Source organism: Candidatus Halocynthiibacter alkanivorans, assembly GCF_003333265.1.
GTDB lineage: Bacteria > Pseudomonadota > Alphaproteobacteria > Rhodobacterales > Rhodobacteraceae > Halocyntiibacter_A > Halocyntiibacter_A alkanivorans.
The window spans coordinates 37,294-58,643 of sequence record NZ_QOLB01000133.1; the positions used below are offsets into that span (position 1 = coordinate 37,294).

Consider the following 21,350-nt stretch of genomic DNA (forward strand, 5'->3'; position numbering starts at 1 on the left):
TTGATTTCCACGTTACCGGAATGCTCCATTCAGTTTAGTTGAACATATCCCATTTGGCTGGATTTTCCTGACCGGAACGCGCTTGTTTCCAGCAGTGGTCCGGATGCCGGGCCAGACCTAATCAGTGATTTCAGGACGTCGGGACAAGTTATGGAATACATTAAAAGTTCGGAAAATGATGGTGAGACTGAAAACAGGCAGGTTCGTCAAACGGTTGAAAAAATGTTGTCGAACATCCGCCAAAACGGTCCGGCCGCTGTCATTGAATATGCAAAGGTCCTGGACGGTTGGAACGGTGCCTTTGTATTGTCGGAAGATAAAAAACAAAAATTGATCGCAAAGGTCACTGAGGCGGAGAAAAAGGACATCCGGTTCGCCCATGCCCAGGTGAAACGATTTGCCGAGGCCCAAAAACAAAGCCTGACCGAGTTTTCAATTGAAACCGAGCCAGGTGTCATTCTGGGCCAGCGGATCATACCGGTGTCCTGTGCCGGCTGTTATGTGCCAGGCGGACGATACGCGCATATTTCCTCTGCAATCATGAGTATCGCCACCGCAAAAGTGGCCGGTGTTTCCTTTATTATTGCGGCATCGCCACCGCAGGGGGACGCCATTTCTCCCCAGGTCGCCTATGCAATGGATCTCGCCGGCGCCGACATGATTTTGGAAATGGGCGGTGTGCAGGCCATTGCGTCCATGGCGTTTGGACTGTTCGGGGCCAGGCCCGCTGACATGCTTGTCGGACCTGGAAATGCCTATGTCGCTGAGGCAAAAAGGCTTCTGTTTGGGGACGTTGGCATCGATGTTTTTGCGGGTCCCACTGAAAGCGCCATAATTGCGGATGAGACCGCCGATCCGATGACGGTCGCGATTGATCTTGCCGGTCAGGCAGAACATGGCACCAATTCACCGGTTTGGTTGTTCACAACATCGCGCGAGCTGGCAGAGTCCGTGGCCCGTATCATGCCTGAAATTGTTAAAGAATATCCAAGTGGCAAAGTAATCGACGCCGCCTGGCGGGATCATGGCGAGATCATTCTTTGTGACAGCCGCGAAGAGGTTTGCGAAATCTCGGACCGGTATGCCAGTGAACACCTGCAGGTCATCGCGAAAGACCTGGAGTGGTGGAAAGCACAGCTGAAAAATTATGGCTCTTTGTTCCTGGGCGAAGGTGCCAATGTCACCCATGGCGACAAATGCTCCGGTACCAATCACATTTTGCCCACCAAAGGGGCCGCCCGTTATTCAGGTGGGCTTAATGTATTGAAATTTCTGAAGGTTCTGACCTGGCAGGAAATCAGCGAGGAGGCAAATCTGGAATTTAGCGCCGTCGCCTCCCGCCTCAGCCGGATGGAAGGCATGGATGGGCACGCCCGCAGCTGTGACTGGCGTCTGAAAAAGTACTTTCCGGAAAAAACATGGGATTTCACCGTCGCTGATCAGCCGCGTTATGACTGAGACCGGCTTGGTTTAAGTTTTTCCCCGGCCTGAATTTCACCTTTGGATGGCCATGAAGGAGAGTTTTATGGAAATGTTTGCCAAAGCATTCACCCAACAAGAACCGATTTCTGAAGAAGCGATTGCCCAGGCGGTTGAGGTGATGCGCTCCGGCCGTCTCCACCGCTACAATACCGTCGATGGTGAACCGTCGGAAACCGCGCTGCTGGAAAAAGAATTTGCCGCTTATCTGGGGGTAAAATACAGCCTTGCCTGCGCGTCCGGCGGCTACGCGTTACACATCGCGTTGCGCGCCGCAGGAGTGCGCAACGGCGACGCCGTTTTGTGCAACGCATTTACCCTGTCACCGGTCCCGGGCGCCATCAACAACGCCGGCGGAGAGCCCGCCCTCGTCGGGACAAACACCGATTTCAAAATCGACATCGTGGATTTGCGCGCAAAGGCGGTCACAAGCGGCGCGCACGTGCTGCTGCTGTCTCATATGCGCGGGCATATTGCTGATATGGACGCCGTCATGGAGATTTGTGACGAACACGGTATCGTATTGATTGAAGATTGCGCCCACACGCTTGGGGCCCGCTGGAAGGGGCGCCCCAGTGGCAGTTTTGGCCAGATCGCATGTTTCAGCACCCAGTCCTATAAGCACTTAAACTCAGGCGAAGGTGGCTTTTTGACCACCAGTGATCCCGATATTATCGCAAGTGCCGTGCTCTATTCGGGCTCCTACATGCTGTATGAAAAACACCCTGATATGCCAGCAAAAGAAGTGTTCTCAGAACGTCGGCTTGAGACACCAAACTATAGCGGCCGCATGGATAATTTGCGTGCCGCCATTCTGCGGGTACAGTTGCGTAGCCTGGATGAAAACTGCCACCGCTGGAACGAGCTTTACGCGGTGATTGAACAGGGGTTGCGGTCGCTTGCGGGAATTTCGCTGCCGTTCCGGCCTGCATACGAGGAGTTTGTTGGCAGTTCGGTTCAGTTTTCGCTGCCGGGCTGGCGACCACAGAAAATCTCATCCTTTATTACCGAATGCAGCACGCGCGGTGTGGACATAAAATGGTTCGGCGACAACGTCCCCCGGGGCTATACCAGTCGCTTTGAATCCTGGCATTACCTCTCGGACCAGGGGGATCTTGGCCAGACCAGCACCATTCTTGACGGGCTTTGCGACCTGCGTATCCCGCTGACCTTCGACCGGAAGGACTGCCAACAAATCGTGGCTGTCATAACGGAAGCGTTGTTGTGCACCGAGGCAGCACATCCCTGCCTATGAGTTGATCGCCCGGGTCTGACTGTGCAGACGGTTCTGTCTCCTTGCGCAACGGCCTTCTGGCTCTATCGCATCTTCACACTGGCCCTATTGGGCCGGGGTCATCCCATGTTGTCATATTGAAAAAGCCAAAGCGAAAATCGCGCCAAACCCGCCCCACCACAGCAATAAGGAAAATTGATCATGAACATCGGCTTATCCAGCAATGACCTCACCGATGTCATCGAATCAGATCGCGCCCATGTGTGGCATCACCTGATTCAGCACAAATCATTTGAAACCAATGATCCCCGGATCATGGTCGAAGGCAAGGGCATGCGGGTGTGGGACGCCCGCGGCAAGGAACACCTTGATGGGGTGTCCGGCGCTGTCTGGACCGTCAATGTCGGCTACGGGCGCGAATCCATCGCCAATGCCGTGCGCGACCAGTTGCTGAAGATGAACTATTTCGCCCAGACCGCCGGATCTGTCCCCGGGTCCCTTTTTGCCAAACGCCTGCTTGAAAAGATGCCGGGTCTCAGCCGGGTCTATTATTCAAACTCCGGCTCTGAGGCGAATGAAAAAGTTTTCAAAATGGTGCGCCAGATCAGCCATCGTCACCATGGCGGCAAAAAATCAAAGATCCTCTATCGCGAACGCGACTATCACGGCACCACCATTGCCTGTCTTTCAGCGGGTGGCCAGGAGGAGCGCAACGCGCAATATGGCCCCTACACGCCGGGTTTTGTCAAAGTTCCTCATTGCCTGGAATACCGCAATCAGTTCCCGGAGGCCGCCGACTACGGCATCGCTGCCGCCAATGCGATTGAAGAGGTGATCCTGCGCGAGGGCCCCGATACCATCGGCGCAATCTGCCTGGAACCCGTCACAGCAGGGGGCGGTGTGATCACCCCACCTGAAGGATACTGGGAACGGGTTCAGGAAATCTGCACCAGGTACAACATCCTGATCCATATTGACGAGGTTGTTTGTGGCGTGGGGCGCACCGGGGAATGGTTTGGCTATCAGCATTATGGCATCAAACCGGATTTTGTGACGATGGCCAAAGGTGTTGCCTCAGGCTACGCCGCGATTTCCTGCACGGTGACAACAGAAGCGGTGTTTGAGCAGTTCAAAGACGCCCCAGATGATCCAATGAGCCATTTCCGCGACATTTCAACTTTTGGTGGCTGCACCGCAGGGCCGGCAGCGGCGCTTGAAAATATGCGCATCATTGAGGACGAAGGCCTGCTGGAAAATACAAGGCTCATGGGGAAGCGCACCGTCGACAATCTCAACGCACTGATGGACAAGCACAAAGTCATCGGTGACGTGCGCGGCAAAGGCCTGTTTTGCGGCGCCGAACTGGTCACCGACCGCGCCACCAAAGAACCGATGGATGAAAAGCGGGTTCAGGCGGTGGTTGCCGACTGCATGGCACAGGGCGTGATCATCGGCGCCACCAACCGCTCGCTTCCTGGCTTTAACAACACGCTCTGTCTCAGCCCGGCGCTGATCGCCACCGCCGATGATATCGACCAGATTACAGATGCGATTGATGGAGCGCTGACGCGGGTGTTTTCCTGATCCGAGCACCTTCGAAACGGCACAGGGCGGCGTAATCCAGGTCGCCCTTTGTCGCCCGAAACCTGCGCCGGGCAACGGGGCTTCGTTTTGCACCGCGTCCTGACAGAGCCTGTCGGCAGAACGTACTGGAATTATTTTGCACGATACGCAGCTGTATTTATGTGTGGCATCCTGGCGAACCCGGCCCTAATCTTAGGTCCAGATCACCTCGCCCATAAGGCCAATCATGCATATCGCTGAAGAAACATTCTTTTTGGACCCCTCCTTTGAGGGCACATTGCAACAGCAAATCCAGCGGATGGTGACGCAGGGTATTTTGACGGGACGGTTCCGCGCGGGCCAAAAGCTCCCCTCCAGCCGCAAACTGGCCCTTCGCCTCGGGATCAGCCGGATCACAGTGACACTGGCCTATACTGAGTTGCTGGCCGGGGATTATCTGACTGCACGCGGACGCTCGGGCTATTATGTGTCCGCAACAGCGCCCCGCCCGCCTGAACTGGCGCTGCCACAGGCCAGAGAACATGACACCGTTGACTGGAACCGGGCCATTGGCCAGCGGTTTTCCGGCGCGCGCACCATAACCCGCCCGCCCGACTGGCGCAGCTATCCATACCCGTTCATCTATGGGCAGGCGGATGCGTCACTGTTTGATCACCAGAACTGGCGGCAATGTGCATTGCAGGCGCTGGGTCAGCGCGATTTTGAGGCTATGACAAGTGATTATTACGAACGCGACGACCCAAAACTGATCGAGTTCATCGCCCGTCACATCCTGCCCCGTCGCGGTATCAACGCGCGCCCACAGGAAATCATGCTGACTTTGGGGGCGCAAAATGCCCTGTGGCTGAGCGCGCAGGTCCTGTTGACTCAGCGACGCACCGCAGCGATTGAAAACCCCTGTTTTCAGGGCCTGCGGGACATCCTCATCCAGACGCGCTGCAAACTGACCAGTGTCGACGTTGATGAAGACGGGCTGCCACCTGATCGCTTGCCGGCCGGGGTCGACGTGGTGTTTACCACCCCCAGCCACCATTGCCCCACCAATGCCACCATGCCACTGGAGCGACGCAACGCGTTGCTGGCGCTGGCCGCCAGGAATGATTTCATACTGGTCGAGGATGACTATGAATTTGAGATGTCCTTTCTCACCCCCCCGTCTCCGGCGCTGAAATCCCTGGATAAAGACGGCCGCGTGGTCTACATCGGCTCGTTTTCAAAGTCGTTGTTTCCGGGACTGCGGCTGGGTTATCTGGTGGGCTCGGAACCTTTCATCAACGAGGTACGCGCCCTGCGTGCCACCGTTTTGCGCCACCCGCCGGGTCATATTCAGCGCACCGTGGCCTATTTCCTGTCGCTGGGCCATTATGACGCCCTGGTCACCCGCATGGGGCAGGCCTATAAACGGCGGCGCGCGACCATGGACAGCGCCATTCGCGAGCACGGGCTGACCATTGCCGGCGGCGATGTAAATGGTGGCTCCAGTTTCTGGATGAAGACCCCGGAACATGTGGACACGTCGCATCTGGCGCAGGAGCTTGCATCCAAAGGCGTGCTGATCGAACCAGGGCGCGTATTCTTTGACCAGTCGGGCGGCCCGAACAATTATTACCGGCTGGCCTATTCCTCGATTCCGTCCCGCAAAATCTCCGCTGGCATCGCCCTGATTGCCCAGGCCCTGCGTGAAACTGGACCTGGTTAGCCGACATAACTGGCCCTATCTGACAGCCCGGTCGCCGGAGTAAACTATAGCGGAGCGCTGCGACCATAACCATGGCGTCAGCTACATACCCCCGGGAGCACACCTATGAAAATGACCACCGAAGAGGCCTTTGTAAAAGTTCTGCAAATGCATGGTATTGATAACGCATTCGGGATTATCGGTTCGGCGATGATGCCGATTTCTGATCTGTTTCCGGTGGCAGGCATCACCTTCTGGGACTGCGCCCATGAATACAGTGCCGGCATGATGGCTGACGGCTACAGCCGCACCTCCGGCAAAATGTCGATGATGGTGGCCCAGAACGGCCCCGGCATCACCAACTTTGTCACCCCGGTGAAAACAGCGTACTGGAACCACACGCCGCTGCTGCTGGTCACGCCGCAGGCGGCCAACAAGACCATCGGACAGGGCGGTTTTCAGGAAGTCGAACAGATGAAACTGTTTGAAGACATGGTCGCCTATCAGGAAGAAGTCCGCGACCCGAGCCGCATCGCCGAAGTGCTGAACCGGGTGATCCTGCAGGCCAAACGCGCCAGCGCGCCGGCTCAGATCAACATCCCTCGCGATTACTGGACTCAGGTCATCGACATCGACCTGCCGGCGATCGTCGAATTTGAACGCCCGGCGGGGGGCGATGAGGCCATCAAGGCCGCAGCTGAGTTGCTGTCCAACGCCAAATTTCCGGTGATCCTGAATGGAGCGGGCGTGGTGATCGGCGGCGCCATTCCGGCGTCAATGGCGCTGGCGGAACGGCTCGATGCACCGGTGTGTTGTGGTTATCAGCACAATGACGCCTTTCCCGGCAGCCACCCGCTGTTTGCCGGCCCGCTGGGCTATAACGGCTCTAAGGCAGGCATGGAGCTGATCGCCAAAGCCGATGTGGTTCTGGCGCTCGGCTCACGGCTGAACCCATTTTCCACCCTGCCCGGATATGGCATTGATTACTGGCCCTCTGAGGCCGCGATCATTCAGGTCGATATGAACCCGGATCGTATAGGTCTGACCAAAAAGGTCACTGTCGGCATCGCCGGAGATGCCAAAAAAGTTGCCAGCGCCATTCTTGAACAACTGTCCGGTTCGGCTGGCGACACTGACCGCGAAGCACGCAAGAATACCATCGCGCAGACCAAGTCCGCATGGGCACAACAGCTCAGCTCTATGGACCATGAGGACGACGATCCCGGCACCACCTGGAATGAACGCGCCCGCACCGCCAAACCCGAGTGGATGTCGCCGCGCATGGCCTGGCGTGCGATCCAGCCGGCGCTTCCCAAAGGGGTGATCATCAGCTCAGATATCGGCAACAACTGCGCCATCGGCAATGCCTACCCCACATTTGAGGCGGGCCGGAAATACCTGGCGCCAGGGCTGTTTGGTCCCTGTGGTTATGGTTTCCCGTCAATTATGGGCGCCAAGATTGCCAATCCTGACACCCCTGTTGTGGGTTTTGCCGGCGACGGTGCATTTGGCATTTCGATGAACGAGATGACAGCGATCGGGCGCGAAGAATGGCCGGCAATGACGATGGTCATTTTCCGCAACTATCAGTGGGGCGCCGAAAAGCGCAATACAACGCTTTGGTATGACGACAACTTCGTCGGCACTGAGCTGAACACAGAAGTGAACTATGCCGGCATCGCCCAGGCCTGCGGTCTGGTTGGGGTGCAGGTCACCACAATGGAAGATCTGACCGAAGTGCTGAATGGCGCGATCAGAGCGCAGATGGAAAATGGCACTACGACCTTCATCGAAGTCATTCTGAATCAGGAACTTGGCGAACCATTCCGCCGGGATGCTATGAAAGCGCCTGTTGCCGTTGCCGGCATCAGTGCGGCAGACATGCGCCCGCAGCCGGGGGCCTGAATGACACTGCGGCAGGACCAAAGCAGCGGCGACATTCTTGTCCTCAATGCCGGGTCCTCCTCGATCAAGTTCGCGCTTTTTGACAGCGCTCTTGGGCAAAAACTGTCAGGCGCCGTCACCGAGATCGGCGGCGCCTCACGGCTACAGATCGGTAAAGATGCCCGCAGCGTGGCCCTTTGCGACCATCATGCGGCCCTGAGCGCCATCCTCAGCGCGCTGAAGGAACGCGGCACCTCGCTGACGGATCTGCGCGCCGCGGCACATCGTGTGGTGCATGGTGGGTGGAAACTGACGCAACCCGTTCACATAACACCGGAGATCCTGGCCGAGATCGCGTCCTGTACCCCGCTCGCCCCCTTGCACAATCCGCATAATCTGGCGGCCATTGAGGCGCTTGCGACTCTCGCGCCTGAGCTGCCGCAATACGCCAGTTTTGATACATCATTTCACGCCACCAACCCCGAGGTCGCCACCCGCTACGCCATTCCGAAAGCCCTGGAGGCCAGGGGCATCCGCCGCTACGGGTTTCATGGTCTGAGTTATGCCAGCCTGACGCAGGACCTGCCCAGGATCAGCGGTCAGAAACTGCCTGCGCGCCTGTTGGCATTTCACCTGGGAAACGGGGCCAGCATCTGCGCGGTAAAAGACGGGAAGTCCGTCGCAACAACAATGGGTTACTCGCCACTTGATGGTCTGACGATGGGCACCAGATCGGGCGGCATTGATGCCAATGCCGTGCTGCGGCTGGTAAAGGACTACGGACAGGAAAAAACCGGTGCTATGCTGAACAATGAAAGCGGGCTTCTGGGCCTGTCGGGCGGAATATCAGACATGCGGCAGCTGATTCTGGACGGCTCTGAAGACTGTCGCTTCGCGGTGGATCACTTTTGTTATTGGGCGGTGCGCCACGCGGGCAGCCTGATTGCGGCACTGCAAGGGCTGGACGCCATCGCTTTCACCGGCGGCATTGGCGAAAATGCAGCCGCTGTGCGCGCCAATATCCTGCAATCGCTTGGCTGGATCGGGGTGGAGACGGATTTGGGGGCCAATGAACGTGGTGAGCACCAGCTGCACACAGACACGTCAGCGGTTCAGATCTGGGTCGTACCAGCCCGGGAAGAACACATGATCGCGCGGAATGCGTTGCGGTTGATGGAATTTACCCCGGGATCCAAATCTGAGCCATAGCCAGCATCGCTGCGGTCGCTGCCGTCGCCTGTCGCCTGTCGCCTGTAGCCTGTAGCCTGTAGCCTGTAGCCGCAATGATGTTCTCATCCGATGGCTCTGTGCAAACCTGTTTGGATTTGCACGTGTAAGATGTGCCCTGGCCGTCTCCCCCGAGCGTCCTCGTTTATGTGTTGGCTCTGTTCAGGATTTGCTCTTCTTTTGACCGGTCAACATTTTCCGGCGCTGTCATGCCAGCGAGGCCGGAACGGGGGCGGTTCCGAATGAAGTCAGCCCGTCATTCGGCCAATAAGTCGCGTGCACAGCGCAGGCAGTCGAACAAATGCCCGTTCAGACATTTGTCGCTCATGCGCCCGTTGAAGCTCACGACAAAGCCGCACTGCATCGGTTTTCCAGGCGTGAAGGACAACCGTGCCGTCTTATCAACGATGCAAAGCGCGCAAAATCGCAGCGACACATCTGATCCGGCGAAACCATATGTTTTGCAAAAGTCAGGTGGGATTGTGGACCAGACGCGACGCAATTTTCACGCAACGCCGGAAGTTGAATTCGGCCGCCCCATTGGTCAAAACCATACGATCGGCCTGCGTGGAAAGAATTCGTCGGACGGGCCGAAATTGGAGTTTTTCAACAAATGCCCGGATAAGGCCTTCGCAGAGCTGCTTTTAATACCCGATTTGAATTCCAAAAAGGTATTCGAATTGCGATGATTTGCGCAAAAGTAAACCAGTCAGGCTTGATGAAACCCCACACAACGTGCGCCTACACGTCATGAGCAACCCAGACAACACTCCATTGAATGCATTGGTCAATGACGCTGCGCTGAATTGCGCCTGTTTCCAGGTCCGCAAAATTTCAAGGCTTATTACCCGTTCATATGATACGGCCCTGGCCGGCACAGTCTGAAAAGCACCCAGTTCACCATGCTGGTTGCAATCATTCGTTCAGACGAAGGGCGCAGCCTGTCGGAAGTGGCCGAACAGTTGGGAATGGATCGCACCACTTTTAGCCGCAACATGGCGCCTCTGATCAAGCTTGGATTTGTCGAGCACATGGACACATTGAAAGGCCGGAGCCGGAATGTCCGTGCAACCGAAGCTGGCAGGCAGACGTTTGCCGCAGCCGCTCCGGCCTGGCAAAAGGCACAGCGATCGTTGCGCCGTCAGTTAGAGCAGTCGGACCAGGCGGGATTTCTGGAGGCACTGGCCTCGACCGCAAATAATATCAAACTCTAACGGAGCGCGTTCAATGTTCCGAATGCAACCTATTAACGTGTATATGCACGATGCAGACCCCCAATATCAAGCCGGAGATACGCAGATCGATCAACTCTCATCCAGCCGACACGATGGAGTCTGCAATATCCAATATTGAAACTGCCTGCAGTGGCACGGGAAAGCCGAACACCCGATACCCCCAGCTGAATGCCGATGTCCGAAGCATCGCGTTGCTGACGGCGCTGGCGGCCGTGGGCCAGTTCGCTTCCAACATCTACACCCCGTCACTTCCTTTTGTGGCCGCCGAGCTGAATATCACAGCAGCCCAGGCCCAAAGCACGTTTGGCGTTTTCCTTCTGTCATTTGCTGCGATGCAATTGGTCTATGGCCCGCTGGCGGACCGGTTTGGCCGCCGCCCGGTTCTTTTTACCGCCTTTACCCTGTTCCTTTTGGGAACGATCATCTGTGCGATGGCGGCCACTCTGCAGATTCTGCTGGCCGGGCGCACGGTTCAAGCCGCAGGTGCCGCAGGTGCCGCAAGTGCGCTGATCGTCTCAAGGGCCGTGACCCGGGATCGGTTCGACGGGATCGAACTCCAAAAGTCATGACGACGATTACGATCGCCTTTGCATTGGTGCCGGGCCTGACGCCCCTGCCGGGCGGCGTGACACAGGAATTGGCGGGATGGCGCGCCGCGTTCTGGCTCACGCTTGTCCTGGGTGCGGTAACGGCGGCCGTGGCTTTCCGGCGGCTGCCGGAAACCAACACCTCAGCGCCGCAGCGATTAAAGCCCGGCGCGACTCTGAGCAGCTACGCAACGGTGCTGGCTGATCGTGTTGCGCTGACCTATGCGGTGACCACAGGACTGTTATTTGCGGCTATGTCTGCGTATTTCGCGCGTCACCTGCCCTGTTCATCGGACACCTTGGGGTCGCGCCCGCCGAATACGGGCTGTATCCGCCGATTGCGGTCACCGGGTTCATCTTCGGTGGCATCGTCACACGCCGCTTTGTCGGAAAAGTACCGCCGCAACGCATAGCGGGTATCGGTTTAGGCCTTACTCGCTCAATTCATGCGGTTTCCGGATCTGGAAACTCTGACGGCGGACAGGCGTTCAAAATCTTTCCGACTGTTCCGGATCGACAGACGCCGACAACGCATTCTTCCGGGAACACCAATTACGGCCTCACCTCGATGCCTGGAAATATCAATCGCTGCCGGGAGTTGCAAAACTGGGGCGTAGTCCTGCCGGCTTTCATCTGCGCGGGGTCTGAGCAAGACGCTTCGATCAACTCTTTCAGACTCCCGGCGATGTCTGCGAACTCTTTCCGCCAGTAAATGCCAGAACGATTTCAAAGCCGCAGGATGTGACGCAACATAAGGTCCAAACGCCTTGGTTGATCTGAACGGCTCTGGCCCGGAAAACGCGCCGGGAGTATCGCTTGATACTGGGGGAATCATTCATTGGCGGTAACAGGTCAGATGATCCGTTAGAAAGCTCGGGCGAAGGTAAAGAATGGGCTGATCTCTGCCCGGGCGAGCCGCCGGGCCAGCGGTACCACGAGGACCAGGGGGCGTAAACCCGCACCCATATTCTCCCAGCCCCGCTTCGCTCACCGGACGTCTGACCGGCGGGAAATGCCTGCAAAATCGGGTGGGCGGCCGCAGAGCGACAGTCGGACTGACCCACTGATGCGCTTTATCTGCGACCGACGGAGCGAGGCTGACGCTAGGAAATATCAGATGTTTGTGCTACGGTCGCCGGGCGTTTCCGGGAGGTATAATTCTGCTCAGACGCCTAAGCCTTTGCATTCTGATTACAACCCATATCTGGATCGCGGCACCGTTGCGCGCCTGCGAATTGGCACTGGTGTTGGCGGTCGATGTTTCGGCTTCCATCAGTTCCGGCGAATACGCGCTTCAGATGCAAGGGCTGGCAGATGCTCTTGATGATCCCGTCATCGCGCACGCGTTGGTAAAAGGACAGACCGCGTTGACCCTGGTGCAATGGTCCGGAGTGAGTGAGCAGGATGTCTCGATACCCTGGCAACGCATTCTGACCCAGCAAGATGTTGATGAATTTGCGCGTACAACGCAGGAGTTGCATCGAAAATGGCGCAATGGGTTTACCGCAATTGGCAGTATGCTTGATTTTGCCGCTCCCCTGTATTTGGCGGTTCCGGACTGTCGTCGTTTGGTCCTCGACGTTTCCGGCGACGGAATAATAAATGCCGGGGTGCCGACACGTGCAGCGCGCGACATGCTGATTGCCAAAGGTGTCACAATCAACGGCATTGCAATCGACCGCAGAGGTGACACTGTCAATCAATACTTCCGCTCGGATATTATTGGTGGAGCGGACGCTTTCGTAATCCCTACCCGCGGGTATGCAGATTACGTCCTCTCTATCCGGGAAAAACTGTTCCGCGAACTCATTGAACCGGTATCATGACAGGTCCAGACCTGGCTTGAGATATTGAGACGCCAGGTCGGCGCCACCCTGGTTTCTGTCCACTGATCCGGCAACCGTGCTTCTAATGAACGCCAAGAAGGAAATCTGATTTGATGGAGGCGCAGGACGATCAGAAATGATTTCCTCCTGTGTTGAAATGACCGTCAGACCGCAAATCACCGCTCTTATCTGTGCAATGTATCCGTGGCCCGTCAGCTCAGACAGGGCGCAATGTGGCAGCGGGAGTTCCGGGCAAAACCCTAATAACCTCCGCTGCGGATTTTCCCGAGAGCCGCGTTGGCGCCTGCTTCCAGAAACCGCGCGTCCGAGCCAATGGTCACCAGCGAAAATCCAATGTCTTGCATACGCCTGGCATAAGCAGGGCTGCCGCAATGAATACAGGCCGGAATGCCGAAGGCCTTGGCCCGTGCCAGAATATGCGCGATGAGGTCCAGCATTTCGGGTTCTTCACGGTCAAATCCGGGGAGAAAGCCACAGACCAGTGACAGGTCGGCGGGGCCAATATAAATCCCGCCCAGCCCGGGCACCTGCAGGATATCGTCCAGTTGGTCCACGGCTTCCCTGGTCTCGATCATCGCAATCGGCAGCACATTGGCGTTGGCTTCAGCGGCGTAACTGTCCCCGTATGCCAAACGCGCCCGCACCGGACCAAAGCTGCGCGCCCCTTCTGGCGCGTAGAGGCAGGCATCGACAAAGGCCATGGTGTCTGCCGCACTTTCAATCATCGGGGCAATGATGCCGATCGCCCCGGCATCCAGCGCCCGCATGATGTGCTCCGGCCGGTTCCACGGCACCCGGACCAACGCCGCGGTGCCGGTCTGACCAATCACCGGCAGCATGGTCAGCAGATCGGCGTAATCGGCGGTGCCGTGCTGCATATCAATGGTAAGACTGTCCCAGCCTGCGCGGGCCATCACTTCGGCAGACAGCACGCTGGGAATAGCTATCCAGCCATTGACGGCGGATTTGCCCTCGGCCCAGAGCTGTTTCAACGGGTTTTTAAATTGCATATTATTACCAGGTAAAATGGGTCATTTTAGTGTTGAGGTAGTCGTATATGGCTTGTCGTCCACCTTCGCGCCCCATGCCCGAGTGATCAACGCCACCAAACGGTGCTTCGGCATGGGCGATCATGAAATTATTCACACCAACCATGCCGGCGTGCAGCCCTTTTGACAGGGTTTCTGCGGTTGAATGGCTGCTGGTGAACGCATAGGCCGCAAGCCCGAAGGGCGTCGAATTTGCCCGCGCTATCGCGTCGTCCAGACTGCGGAACGTGGCAATCGGCGCCACCGGGCCAAAGGGTTCTTCCCGCATGATCCGGGCATCGTCCGGCACATCTGAAAAAATCGTCGGCTCGATATAATACCCCTGGTTCAGATGCGCGGGTCTGCCGCCGCCGGTTTCCAGCCTGGCCCCGCTTTTGATCGTATCTGCAATCAGCGCTTCGATCCGGTCGCGCTGCGTTGCCAGCGTCATCGGCCCCATGGAACTTTCCGCCGCCTGACTGTCACCGAGCACCAATGCACGTGCGCCTTCGACCATTTTGGCAACAAATTGCTCTGACTTGCTTTCGTGCACGTAGAACCGGTTTGGCGAAATACAGACCTGACCAGCATTGCGGAATTTGAACTGGGCGCAAAGATCGGCAGCCGCATCAATGTCTGCATCCTCGCAGATTACCACTGCCGAATGACCGCCAAGCTCCATCGAGGTCCGTTTGACCGTTTTTGCCGCTTCGGTCATCAGCATCTGTCCGACGCGGGTCGACCCGGTCAGCGAAATTTTTCTGACATCATTGGAGGCCATAATCGCCGGGGTTATGTCCCCTGCACGTCCCAGCAACAGTTGCACCACGCCTGCAGGGGCGCCGCCTTCCACACAGCATTCAGCAATGATCGTAGAGGTCATCGGGGTTTGCTCAGACGGGCGGCAAATGACCGGACAGCCCGCGGCCAGCGCCGGCGCAATTTTGCGGGCCATCAGGTTGATCGGGAAATTCCAGGCGGTGAAAGCAGCAACAATGCCCACCGGCTCATGCTCCACCACCAGACGCCCGCCCTGGCGTGACGGGATGGTTTCACCAAACAGCCGTTCGGCCTCACCCGCGAACCATTCGAACTGTTCAATTGCGACATTGGCTTCGCCTTCAGACTGCGACAGCGGACGACCAATTTCCAGCGACAGGGCCATTGCCAGATCTGCCTTGCGGCGGGTCATCGCCGCTGCAATCCCGCGCAGAACCTGGGCCCGCTGCCAGCCGTGCACGGCAGACCAGGATTTCAGCGCCGCCCTGGCGTGCGTCAGCGCTTCGGCTACATGTGTTTCGTCACAGGCCGGCGCTTGCCAGAGAAGCTCTTCATTGCAGGGGTTGATCACATTGAGCGGCGCAAGGTCCGTTGTGGTACGGAAGTCTCCGCCGATCAGGATTTTCGGAGTAAAATCGGTCATGTTCTTGATCCTAAACTATTGACGCAGCATGCATTACAGAATTTCCGGCTCGGGCACGGGCGCCCCAAATCCGGTTTCGAGATAGTCAAAATCACATCCAACATTGGCTTGATTGATGTGGCGGGCGAACATCCATCCGTACCCTCGCTCAAACCTGTCTTCGGGCCGCACCCAGGCCGCGCAGCGGCGCGTCAACTCACTGTCCGGCACCGCCATATTGAGGGTGCGGGCATCCACGTCGATGTCGATCATGTCACCGGTCCGGACCAGGGCCAGCGGTCCGCCAATATGCGCTTCTGGCGCGACGTGCAGAATGCAGGCGCCATAGCTGGTGCCACTCATCCGGGCATCGGAAATACGGATCATATCGCGCACCCCCGCTTTCAGCAGCTTTTGCGGGATCGGCAACATGCCCCATTCCGGCATACCCGGGCCGCCAACCGGCCCTGCCCCGCGCATGATCAGTACAGTGTTTTCGGTCACGTCCAGATCGGGATCATCAATTTCGGCTTTCATCTGTGCGTAGCTGTCAAACACCAAAGCCGGCCCGCGATGTTTCAGAAACTTCGCCGCACAGGCTGAGGGTTTGATCACACACCCGTCGGGCGCCAGATTTCCGCTGAGCACCGCCAGCGCCCCCTCGGCGTAGACCGGGTTGTCCAGCGGGCGGATGACATCGTCGTTCCACACTTCAGCGCCTGAAATGTCAGACCCGATCGTATCCCCTGTCACCGATCTGGCGGACAGGTCCAGCTGATCTTTCATCCGCATCATCAGGGCGGGCAGCCCGCCGGCGTAAAAAAAGTCCTGCATCAGATAGGTGTCACCCGATGGCCGGATATTAGCCAGCACCGGAATGTTGCGGCTGACCGCTTCAAAATCGGCAAGCGAAATGTCGAACCCCGCGCGGCGGCCCTCTGCAATCAGGTGGATGATTGCGTTGGTTGAACAACCGACCGCCATCGCCACTTTGATCGCGTTTTCAAAGGAGGCGCGGGACAGGACATCGGAGGGTTTCAGATCCTCATTCACCATCTCAACGATGCGCCGGCCCGAAGCCGCGCTCATGCGGATATGGTTGCTGTCCGGTGCCGGAATGGATGACGCCCCCGGCAATGACAGCCCCAGGGCCTCAGTCGTTGCAGTCATGGTGCTGGCAGTGCCCATCGTCATGCAGTGGCCATAGCTACGGGCAATACCGCCCTCGACCGCCTGCCATTCCTTTTCATCAATCTCCCCGGCGCGGCGCTTGTCCCAGTATTTCCAGGTGTCCGAGCCGGAGCCCAGAACCTCTCCGCGTAAATTGCCGCTGAGCATCGGTCCTGCAGGCACATAAATCGCCGGCAGGTCCATGCTGATCGCCCCCATCAGCAATCCAGGCGTGGTCTTGTCACAGCCGCCCATCAACACTGCCCCATCAACCGGATGCGAGCGCAGCAGCTCTTCAACTTCCATCGCCAGCATATTGCGGTAGAGCATGGTGGTGGGTTTGACGAAATTCTCCGACAGCGACATTGCGGGCAGTTCGATCGGAAACCCGCCTGCCTGAAACACACCGCGTTTGATGTCCTCAACACGCTGTTTAAAGTGGGCGTGGCAGGGGTTGATGTCTGACCAGGTGTTTATGATTGCAATCAGAGGCTTGCCGGACCAGTCCTCCTGACCATAGCCCATCTGCATGATCCGGGACCGATGGCCAAAACCACGCAGATCGTCTGCGTCAAACCACCGGGCGCTGCGCAGTTTCCGGGTCACTGACACGCAGTTACCCCACCATCGATGTAGATCGTCTGCCCTGTGATGTAACTGCCCGCCGGCGCCGCCAGAGCGATCACCTGCCCGACAACCTCTACCGGATCGCCGATGCGGCCAAGCGGGTTACGCTCGAGAATGAGCTCGCGGAATTCTTCGCGTTCCAGGTGCGGTCTTATGCGGTCAGACAGGATGAATGTCGGTGCAATACCGTTGACCGTGATGCCATGCGGCGCAAGCTCCATCGCATGCTGTTTGACCAGCATGACAAGCGCCCCTTTGGTGGCGCAATAGGCAGAATATCCGCGGTCCCGGAGCGCCAGTTGCGAGCGGACAGAGGCCAGATGGATCTGACGTCCCCCATTGCCGCCGGCAATCTGATGGCGGGCGACAGACTGGGCAAGGAACATCGCCGAGCGCAGGTTGGTCTCATACATGGCGTCAAACACGTCTGGCGTCACATCCGCCAGTTTTTGCTCCTTGTTCACACCGACGCAGTTCACAAGAATATCAATGCCGCCAAGCCGCTCGGCAACCTGATCGGTCACCGCTGCAATTTCTGCAGTGTCGCGTGCGTCCATAGCAAATCCGTCGGCCAGGCCTCCGGCCGCGCGGATGGCATCGGCAAGAGCTGTCGCCTTGTCAGGCTTGGGCCCGGCGATCGCCACATGCGCCCCGTGTTGGGCAAACCCCCAGGCAATCGCCTCGCCCAGCGCGCCGTAGCCGCCAGGAATAAAGACCTTTTGCCCGGACACATCAAACAGCCTGCCCAATGCAGGCAGATCGACGGAAGGCGTCAATGTATCCACAGGATTCATGAGGTGACCTCCACCCCGGCTGCGTCATACACACTTTCCATCAACCGCAGGGTCTGAAGATTGTCCTGCCGGTCTGTCTCAAAGGGAGTATTGTGCTGAACCCCCTCTACAAAGGCCCGCGTGATGGTGTCAAAACACTCCTGATACCGGCCCGTCAGATCCACTTTGATTGCCTTGTCTTCCTGCCCGACAATGAACACACGGTTGTAGTCCATGATGATGGTACCTGTGGTCCCGATCACCTCAAGCCGGTCTCCGTGCAACTCGGGATAGCCCGGGGCACAGATGCAACCATCGGCGGTGGCGATCAACCCGTCGGCGCCCTCCATCAGGATGGACGCGGTGTCTTCTCCTGGCAGGCCAGTCGCCAGACGGTTCAGCCGCGCCGCCACAACACTCAGCGGGCCGGCAATGGCGCGGCAGACATCCAGATGGTGAATCATCGTTTCAAACACCAGATTTCGTTTGAACCCCTTCAGATAGGGCTGGCGCTCGACCAGAAATGGTTCTGCACCGTCGCGGGGACACAAGCCCGATCCGCGGCAGGACATCGCGATGTGACGCACCTTGCCAATACGCCCGGCGCCGATCCAGTCGCGGACAGTCATGTAATGCGGCCGAAACCGGTAGTTTTCGTGGATCATGAAGCGGACTTTGTCGCCGACATAGTCGACAAGCCGTTCCGCTTCGGCCACCGTTTCGACCATCGGTTTTTGCAGGATGACGTGGACGCCGTGATCCGCTGCCATTCTGGTTACAACGTCATGCGCCGTCACCGAAGCGGCAATATCGACCAGGTCAAAACCGCCGTCGGCGAACATCTGCGCCGGATCGTCATAGACCCGGGCAATGCCGAACTCTTGTGCCCGTGCTTCAGCCGCGTCGCGATTGATGTCACAGATCGCCACCATGGGCACACCCGCGGCTTGCCAGGCCCGCAAGTGATACAGGCTGATCATTCCGGCGCCCACAAGGGCAGCCTTCATCGGAGACTCTGTCATCCGTTTTCTCCCCAATGACCATAACCGTAAAACCAGACACTGCCGCCCTGCGAGTTGGTTTTCAGAGAATGCACCGCACCACGGGGGATACGCACGAGATCGCCGGCTTCACAGTCGGCAGTTTCAGTGCCCACGCTTATGCTCAGCTCGCCTTCGGCCACCACAACAAATTCGTCCTTGTCGTGAACAAAATCGTTCCATTCCTGGCCCGGCCTGTCGCGGAAAACGCCAAACCCAAAGCCCTCTTTCTGCCACGCGGTTCTGACATCTCCGGCGACAACCGGAAGCGCAAAAGCGCCTTTTATAAATACCTCACTCATGCTGCACGATCCGTCAAAAGTTGCCCCAGATAATCCCGGGCGGGTTCATAGTTCAAAACGTCCTCATAACTGGCGTGTTGGGTCACTACGCCTTTTTGGACAAAGATAAATTGCTCACATATCTCTTGCAGAATCTCGAGGTGGAACCGTTCATTCGGATGCACACAGAGAAACACCAGACGCCCGTCGGCCCGCAGTTTGCGGAAGAAATCCAGCATGAAACCAATGTATCCGTCCTGCGTGTTGAACTGCGGCTCATCAAACAGATGCACCAACGGGTAATCGGAGCCGGCGGGTTGCATCAGCATATTTGGCTTCAGCGACCGGAAACTGCGCACCTGATAGGACTGGTGATAATGGATCGCCAACCGATCACGCTGGTCGGTGCGCACCTTGTGGATATTTTTGCCCTGAACCAGCACTTCGCCTGCGGTCGGGCGGTTTGAGCCGGTGATCAATTCGAACAATGTTGTTTTGCCCGAGCCGTTCGGGCCCATCATGCCGACGATCGACGGCTTTTCGATCACAAAATCTGCGCCCAGCTGAAACGTCGGCGTGCGGTCAAACCGGGCCTTGAAATAGGTCTTTTGCAGGGCGTTTACTTCTAACATCGCGCTCATTTTCACATTCCAATCAACTTGCGCCGCAGCGGCTCATTTTCGCGCAGTTCTTGTGCCGGGCCTTCATGGATGATCCGGCCGCGGTCCATCACATAGACCCGGTCCGAGACCTCCAGCGCCGCCAGCGCATTTTGCTCAACAATCAACACCGCGATGCCTTCGTTTTTCAAACGCGTCACGGTTCGCAGAACGTCCTGTACAATCTTCGGGGCCAGGCCCTGGCTGGGTTCATCAAGCAGCACCAGACCGGGGGACCCCAGCAAAGCGCGTGAGATCGCCACCATCTGCATTTCACCGCCCGACAGGTTTTCGCATTCGCGGGTCATCAGGTATTCAAGCGCCGAGAAAATGCCGAACACATCGTCGATATCCCACGATTTGAAACGGGTTTTTTTGACGCCGATCTGCAAGTTGCGCGCCACGGTCAGCGACGGAAAAATTCTGCGGTCATCGGGCACCCAGCCAATGCCCATAAGGGCAATCTTATGGGTCTCTGTGCGCGTGATATCCTTGCCGTCAAAACTTATGCGACCGCTGCGCGGTGGGGTAAGACCCAGGATCGAGCGCAGGGTTGTGGTTTTGCCTGCCCCGTTCGGGCCAAGCAACGAGACCACCTCGCCCTCATTCACCCGGATTGAAGAGCCGAACAACGCCTGGGTTTCACCGTAGTAGGTTTCGATATTTGCGACGTCGAGCATCAGGCCACCTCTCCGAGGGCAGAGCGCTGCACCCATTTGTTTGATTGCAATTCGCCCGGCGTTCCTTCGGCAATCACCTGCCCCCAGTGGATCACCGAAATTTTGTCGGCCAGCTCGAACAGGAACCGCATGTCATGTTCGATCATCACGATGGTATATTTGCTGCGCAGCGTGTTGATCAGCGCAGCGAGCTGCCGGGTTGCCTCAGCGCCAAGCCCCGAGGTTGGTTCATCAAGGAAAACGATGCGCGGTTTGGCTGCCAGGGCCACGCCAATCTCCAGTGCGCGGCGATTGCCGTAAGACAATGACTGGGACGGCGCCCATTCCTGCCCCAGCAGACCAACCTGGTCGAGCACCTCTAGCGCTTGTTCCAGCAGGTCCCGGTCGTCGAACACTGACCGCGTGGCTTGGGCAAACCGGCGTCTGAAGTCCGGCAGCGCCAGGATGATGTTTTCAATCACCGAGCTGTCGTCAAACAGGTTCATCAACTGGAAAGACCGCGAGACACCCATGCGGGCAATCCTTTGTGGTGCCTTGCCGGTGATGTCCTGCCCGTCAAACAGAATACGGCCGCGGGTGGGTTTGTGGTGACCGGTCAGGCAATGAAAACAAGTGGTTTTTCCGGCCCCGTTTGGCCCCATGATGCCGCTGACCTGCCCCTCTTCAAAAGACAGGGAAATGTCTTCCAGAACCACGCGTGAGCCGAAGCGTTTGTGAATGCTATGTGCTTCAAACAGCGCCATTTTTGCTCTCCTCCGCGGTTTTAACCGGCAGGTCTTTCAACGTTACCGCACTGTTTTTTCCAAGCCCGGCAAGCGCTCCGGCCAGACCTTCTGGTTTGAACATCACCATGATCACGAACATCAGCCCGTACCACAGCAACCAGGTCTCGGTGATCGCCCCCAATACGTCCCGGGCAATGAAATAGAGGATCA

General features: G+C 57.6%; 20 protein-coding genes and 1 pseudogene. 11 read left to right on the forward strand and 10 right to left on the reverse strand.

The window, feature by feature from the left end; all coding sequences use genetic code 11:
- Positions 1-150 precede the first annotated feature (150 nt).
- From hisD to DWA01_RS17070, 11 genes are all read left to right on the forward strand, one after another.
- Complete coding sequence (gene hisD / locus DWA01_RS17015; protein ID WP_114287003.1) at positions 151-1,458, forward strand: histidinol dehydrogenase; 1,308 nt, start codon at positions 151-153, stop codon at positions 1,456-1,458.
- A gap of 67 nt (positions 1,459-1,525) precedes the next feature.
- The gene (locus DWA01_RS17020) at positions 1,526-2,734 is read left to right on the forward strand and encodes a DegT/DnrJ/EryC1/StrS family aminotransferase (RefSeq protein ID WP_114287004.1); all 1,209 of its coding nucleotides are present in this window, start codon (positions 1,526-1,528) and stop codon (positions 2,732-2,734) included.
- A gap of 180 nt (positions 2,735-2,914) precedes the next feature.
- Complete coding sequence (locus DWA01_RS17025) at positions 2,915-4,297, forward strand: aminotransferase family protein (protein WP_114287005.1); 1,383 nt, start codon at positions 2,915-2,917, stop codon at positions 4,295-4,297.
- A 226-nt stretch (positions 4,298-4,523) separates the two neighbouring features.
- Positions 4,524-5,996 carry a MocR-like pyridoxine biosynthesis transcription factor PdxR gene (gene pdxR / locus DWA01_RS17030; protein ID WP_114287006.1) on the forward strand — a complete coding sequence of 491 codons (1,473 nt, stop codon included), beginning with the start codon at positions 4,524-4,526 and terminating at the stop codon, positions 5,994-5,996.
- A gap of 105 nt (positions 5,997-6,101) precedes the next feature.
- Complete coding sequence (gene xsc / locus DWA01_RS17035; protein ID WP_114287007.1) at positions 6,102-7,880, forward strand: sulfoacetaldehyde acetyltransferase; 1,779 nt, start codon at positions 6,102-6,104, stop codon at positions 7,878-7,880.
- Positions 7,881-9,068, forward strand: a complete 1,188-nt coding sequence (locus DWA01_RS17040; protein WP_114287008.1) for an acetate/propionate family kinase — start codon at positions 7,881-7,883, stop codon at positions 9,066-9,068. It begins immediately after the preceding gene.
- 260 nt (positions 9,069-9,328) lie between these two features.
- The gene (locus DWA01_RS17050; RefSeq protein ID WP_235008595.1) at positions 9,329-9,775 is read left to right on the forward strand and encodes a hypothetical protein; all 447 of its coding nucleotides are present in this window, start codon (positions 9,329-9,331) and stop codon (positions 9,773-9,775) included.
- Between the two features lie 192 nt (positions 9,776-9,967).
- Positions 9,968-10,300, forward strand: a complete 333-nt coding sequence (locus DWA01_RS17055; RefSeq protein ID WP_268807749.1) for a MarR family winged helix-turn-helix transcriptional regulator — start codon at positions 9,968-9,970, stop codon at positions 10,298-10,300.
- Between the two features lie 113 nt (positions 10,301-10,413).
- Entirely contained in the window at positions 10,414-10,890 is a 477-nt protein-coding gene (locus DWA01_RS17060) for an MFS transporter (protein WP_160116072.1), read from the forward strand.
- Complete coding sequence (locus DWA01_RS17065; RefSeq protein WP_114287013.1) at positions 10,887-11,321, forward strand: MFS transporter; 435 nt, start codon at positions 10,887-10,889, stop codon at positions 11,319-11,321. The genes DWA01_RS17060 and DWA01_RS17065 overlap by 4 nt, the downstream gene beginning before the upstream one ends.
- Before the next feature lie 807 nt (positions 11,322-12,128).
- On the forward strand, positions 12,129-12,734 hold the full coding sequence (locus tag DWA01_RS17070) for a DUF1194 domain-containing protein (RefSeq protein WP_160116073.1): 606 nt from the start codon (positions 12,129-12,131) through the stop codon (positions 12,732-12,734).
- 260 nt (positions 12,735-12,994) lie between these two features.
- On the opposite strand, the gene DWA01_RS17075 is transcribed toward DWA01_RS17070, so the two are convergent.
- The 10 genes and pseudogenes from DWA01_RS17075 to DWA01_RS23340 form a co-directional block, all read right to left on the reverse strand.
- Positions 12,995-13,765, reverse strand: coding sequence for an HpcH/HpaI aldolase family protein (locus DWA01_RS17075; protein WP_114287015.1), 771 nt, complete (start codon positions 13,763-13,765; stop codon positions 12,995-12,997).
- Between the two features lie 4 nt (positions 13,766-13,769).
- The gene (locus DWA01_RS17080) at positions 13,770-15,206 is read right to left on the reverse strand and encodes an NAD-dependent succinate-semialdehyde dehydrogenase (protein ID WP_114287016.1); all 1,437 of its coding nucleotides are present in this window, start codon (positions 15,204-15,206) and stop codon (positions 13,770-13,772) included.
- A 33-nt stretch (positions 15,207-15,239) separates the two neighbouring features.
- The gene (gene araD / locus DWA01_RS17085; protein ID WP_114287017.1) at positions 15,240-16,961 is read right to left on the reverse strand and encodes an L-arabinonate dehydratase; all 1,722 of its coding nucleotides are present in this window, start codon (positions 16,959-16,961) and stop codon (positions 15,240-15,242) included.
- Complete coding sequence (locus DWA01_RS17090; RefSeq protein ID WP_114287018.1) at positions 16,958-17,776, reverse strand: SDR family NAD(P)-dependent oxidoreductase; 819 nt, start codon at positions 17,774-17,776, stop codon at positions 16,958-16,960. Before DWA01_RS17090 ends, araD begins: the two co-directional genes overlap by 4 nt.
- The gene (locus DWA01_RS17095; RefSeq protein WP_114287019.1) at positions 17,773-18,777 is read right to left on the reverse strand and encodes a Gfo/Idh/MocA family protein; all 1,005 of its coding nucleotides are present in this window, start codon (positions 18,775-18,777) and stop codon (positions 17,773-17,775) included. Before DWA01_RS17095 ends, DWA01_RS17090 begins: the two co-directional genes overlap by 4 nt.
- Positions 18,774-19,097, reverse strand: a complete 324-nt coding sequence (locus DWA01_RS17100; protein WP_114287020.1) for a cupin domain-containing protein — start codon at positions 19,095-19,097, stop codon at positions 18,774-18,776. The genes DWA01_RS17095 and DWA01_RS17100 overlap by 4 nt, the downstream gene beginning before the upstream one ends.
- Positions 19,094-19,717: an ATP-binding cassette domain-containing protein gene (locus DWA01_RS17105; protein WP_114287021.1), complete on the reverse strand. Its 624-nt coding sequence runs from the start codon at positions 19,715-19,717 to the stop codon at positions 19,094-19,096. The genes DWA01_RS17100 and DWA01_RS17105 overlap by 4 nt, the downstream gene beginning before the upstream one ends.
- Positions 19,718-19,719: 2 nt before the next feature.
- A complete protein-coding gene (locus tag DWA01_RS17110; RefSeq protein WP_200832606.1) occupies positions 19,720-20,415 on the reverse strand; it encodes an ABC transporter ATP-binding protein in 696 nt (231 codons plus the stop codon).
- Positions 20,415-21,158: an ABC transporter ATP-binding protein gene (locus DWA01_RS17115; protein ID WP_114287022.1), complete on the reverse strand. Its 744-nt coding sequence runs from the start codon at positions 21,156-21,158 to the stop codon at positions 20,415-20,417. The genes DWA01_RS17110 and DWA01_RS17115 overlap by 1 nt, the downstream gene beginning before the upstream one ends.
- Positions 21,145-21,350: pseudogene (locus tag DWA01_RS23340) on the reverse strand (hypothetical protein); the annotation flags it as partial. The pseudogene DWA01_RS23340 and the gene DWA01_RS17115, both read right to left, overlap by 14 nt.

Coding starts and splice junctions, on each gene's coding strand:
- hisD (WP_114287003.1), top strand. CDS start 151: ATGGAATACATTAAAAGTTCGGAAAATGATGGTGAGACTGAAAACAGG.
- DWA01_RS17020 (WP_114287004.1), top strand. CDS start 1,526: ATGGAAATGTTTGCCAAAGCATTCACCCAACAAGAACCGATTTCTGAA.
- DWA01_RS17025 (WP_114287005.1), top strand. CDS start 2,915: ATGAACATCGGCTTATCCAGCAATGACCTCACCGATGTCATCGAATCA.
- pdxR (WP_114287006.1), top strand. CDS start 4,524: ATGCATATCGCTGAAGAAACATTCTTTTTGGACCCCTCCTTTGAGGGC.
- xsc (WP_114287007.1), top strand. CDS start 6,102: ATGAAAATGACCACCGAAGAGGCCTTTGTAAAAGTTCTGCAAATGCAT.
- DWA01_RS17040 (WP_114287008.1), top strand. CDS start 7,881: ATGACACTGCGGCAGGACCAAAGCAGCGGCGACATTCTTGTCCTCAAT.
- DWA01_RS17050 (WP_235008595.1), top strand. CDS start 9,329: ATGAAGTCAGCCCGTCATTCGGCCAATAAGTCGCGTGCACAGCGCAGG.
- DWA01_RS17060 (WP_160116072.1), top strand. CDS start 10,414: ATGGAGTCTGCAATATCCAATATTGAAACTGCCTGCAGTGGCACGGGA.
- DWA01_RS17065 (WP_114287013.1), top strand. CDS start 10,887: ATGACGACGATTACGATCGCCTTTGCATTGGTGCCGGGCCTGACGCCC.
- DWA01_RS17075 (WP_114287015.1), bottom strand. CDS start 13,765: ATGCAATTTAAAAACCCGTTGAAACAGCTCTGGGCCGAGGGCAAATCC.
- DWA01_RS17080 (WP_114287016.1), bottom strand. CDS start 15,206: ATGACCGATTTTACTCCGAAAATCCTGATCGGCGGAGACTTCCGTACC.
- DWA01_RS17090 (WP_114287018.1), bottom strand. CDS start 17,776: ATGAATCCTGTGGATACATTGACGCCTTCCGTCGATCTGCCTGCATTG.
- DWA01_RS17095 (WP_114287019.1), bottom strand. CDS start 18,777: ATGACAGAGTCTCCGATGAAGGCTGCCCTTGTGGGCGCCGGAATGATC.
- DWA01_RS17100 (WP_114287020.1), bottom strand. CDS start 19,097: ATGAGTGAGGTATTTATAAAAGGCGCTTTTGCGCTTCCGGTTGTCGCC.
- DWA01_RS17105 (WP_114287021.1), bottom strand. CDS start 19,717: ATGAGCGCGATGTTAGAAGTAAACGCCCTGCAAAAGACCTATTTCAAG.
- DWA01_RS17110 (WP_200832606.1), bottom strand. CDS start 20,415: ATGCTCGACGTCGCAAATATCGAAACCTACTACGGTGAAACCCAGGCG.
- DWA01_RS17115 (WP_114287022.1), bottom strand. CDS start 21,158: ATGGCGCTGTTTGAAGCACATAGCATTCACAAACGCTTCGGCTCACGC.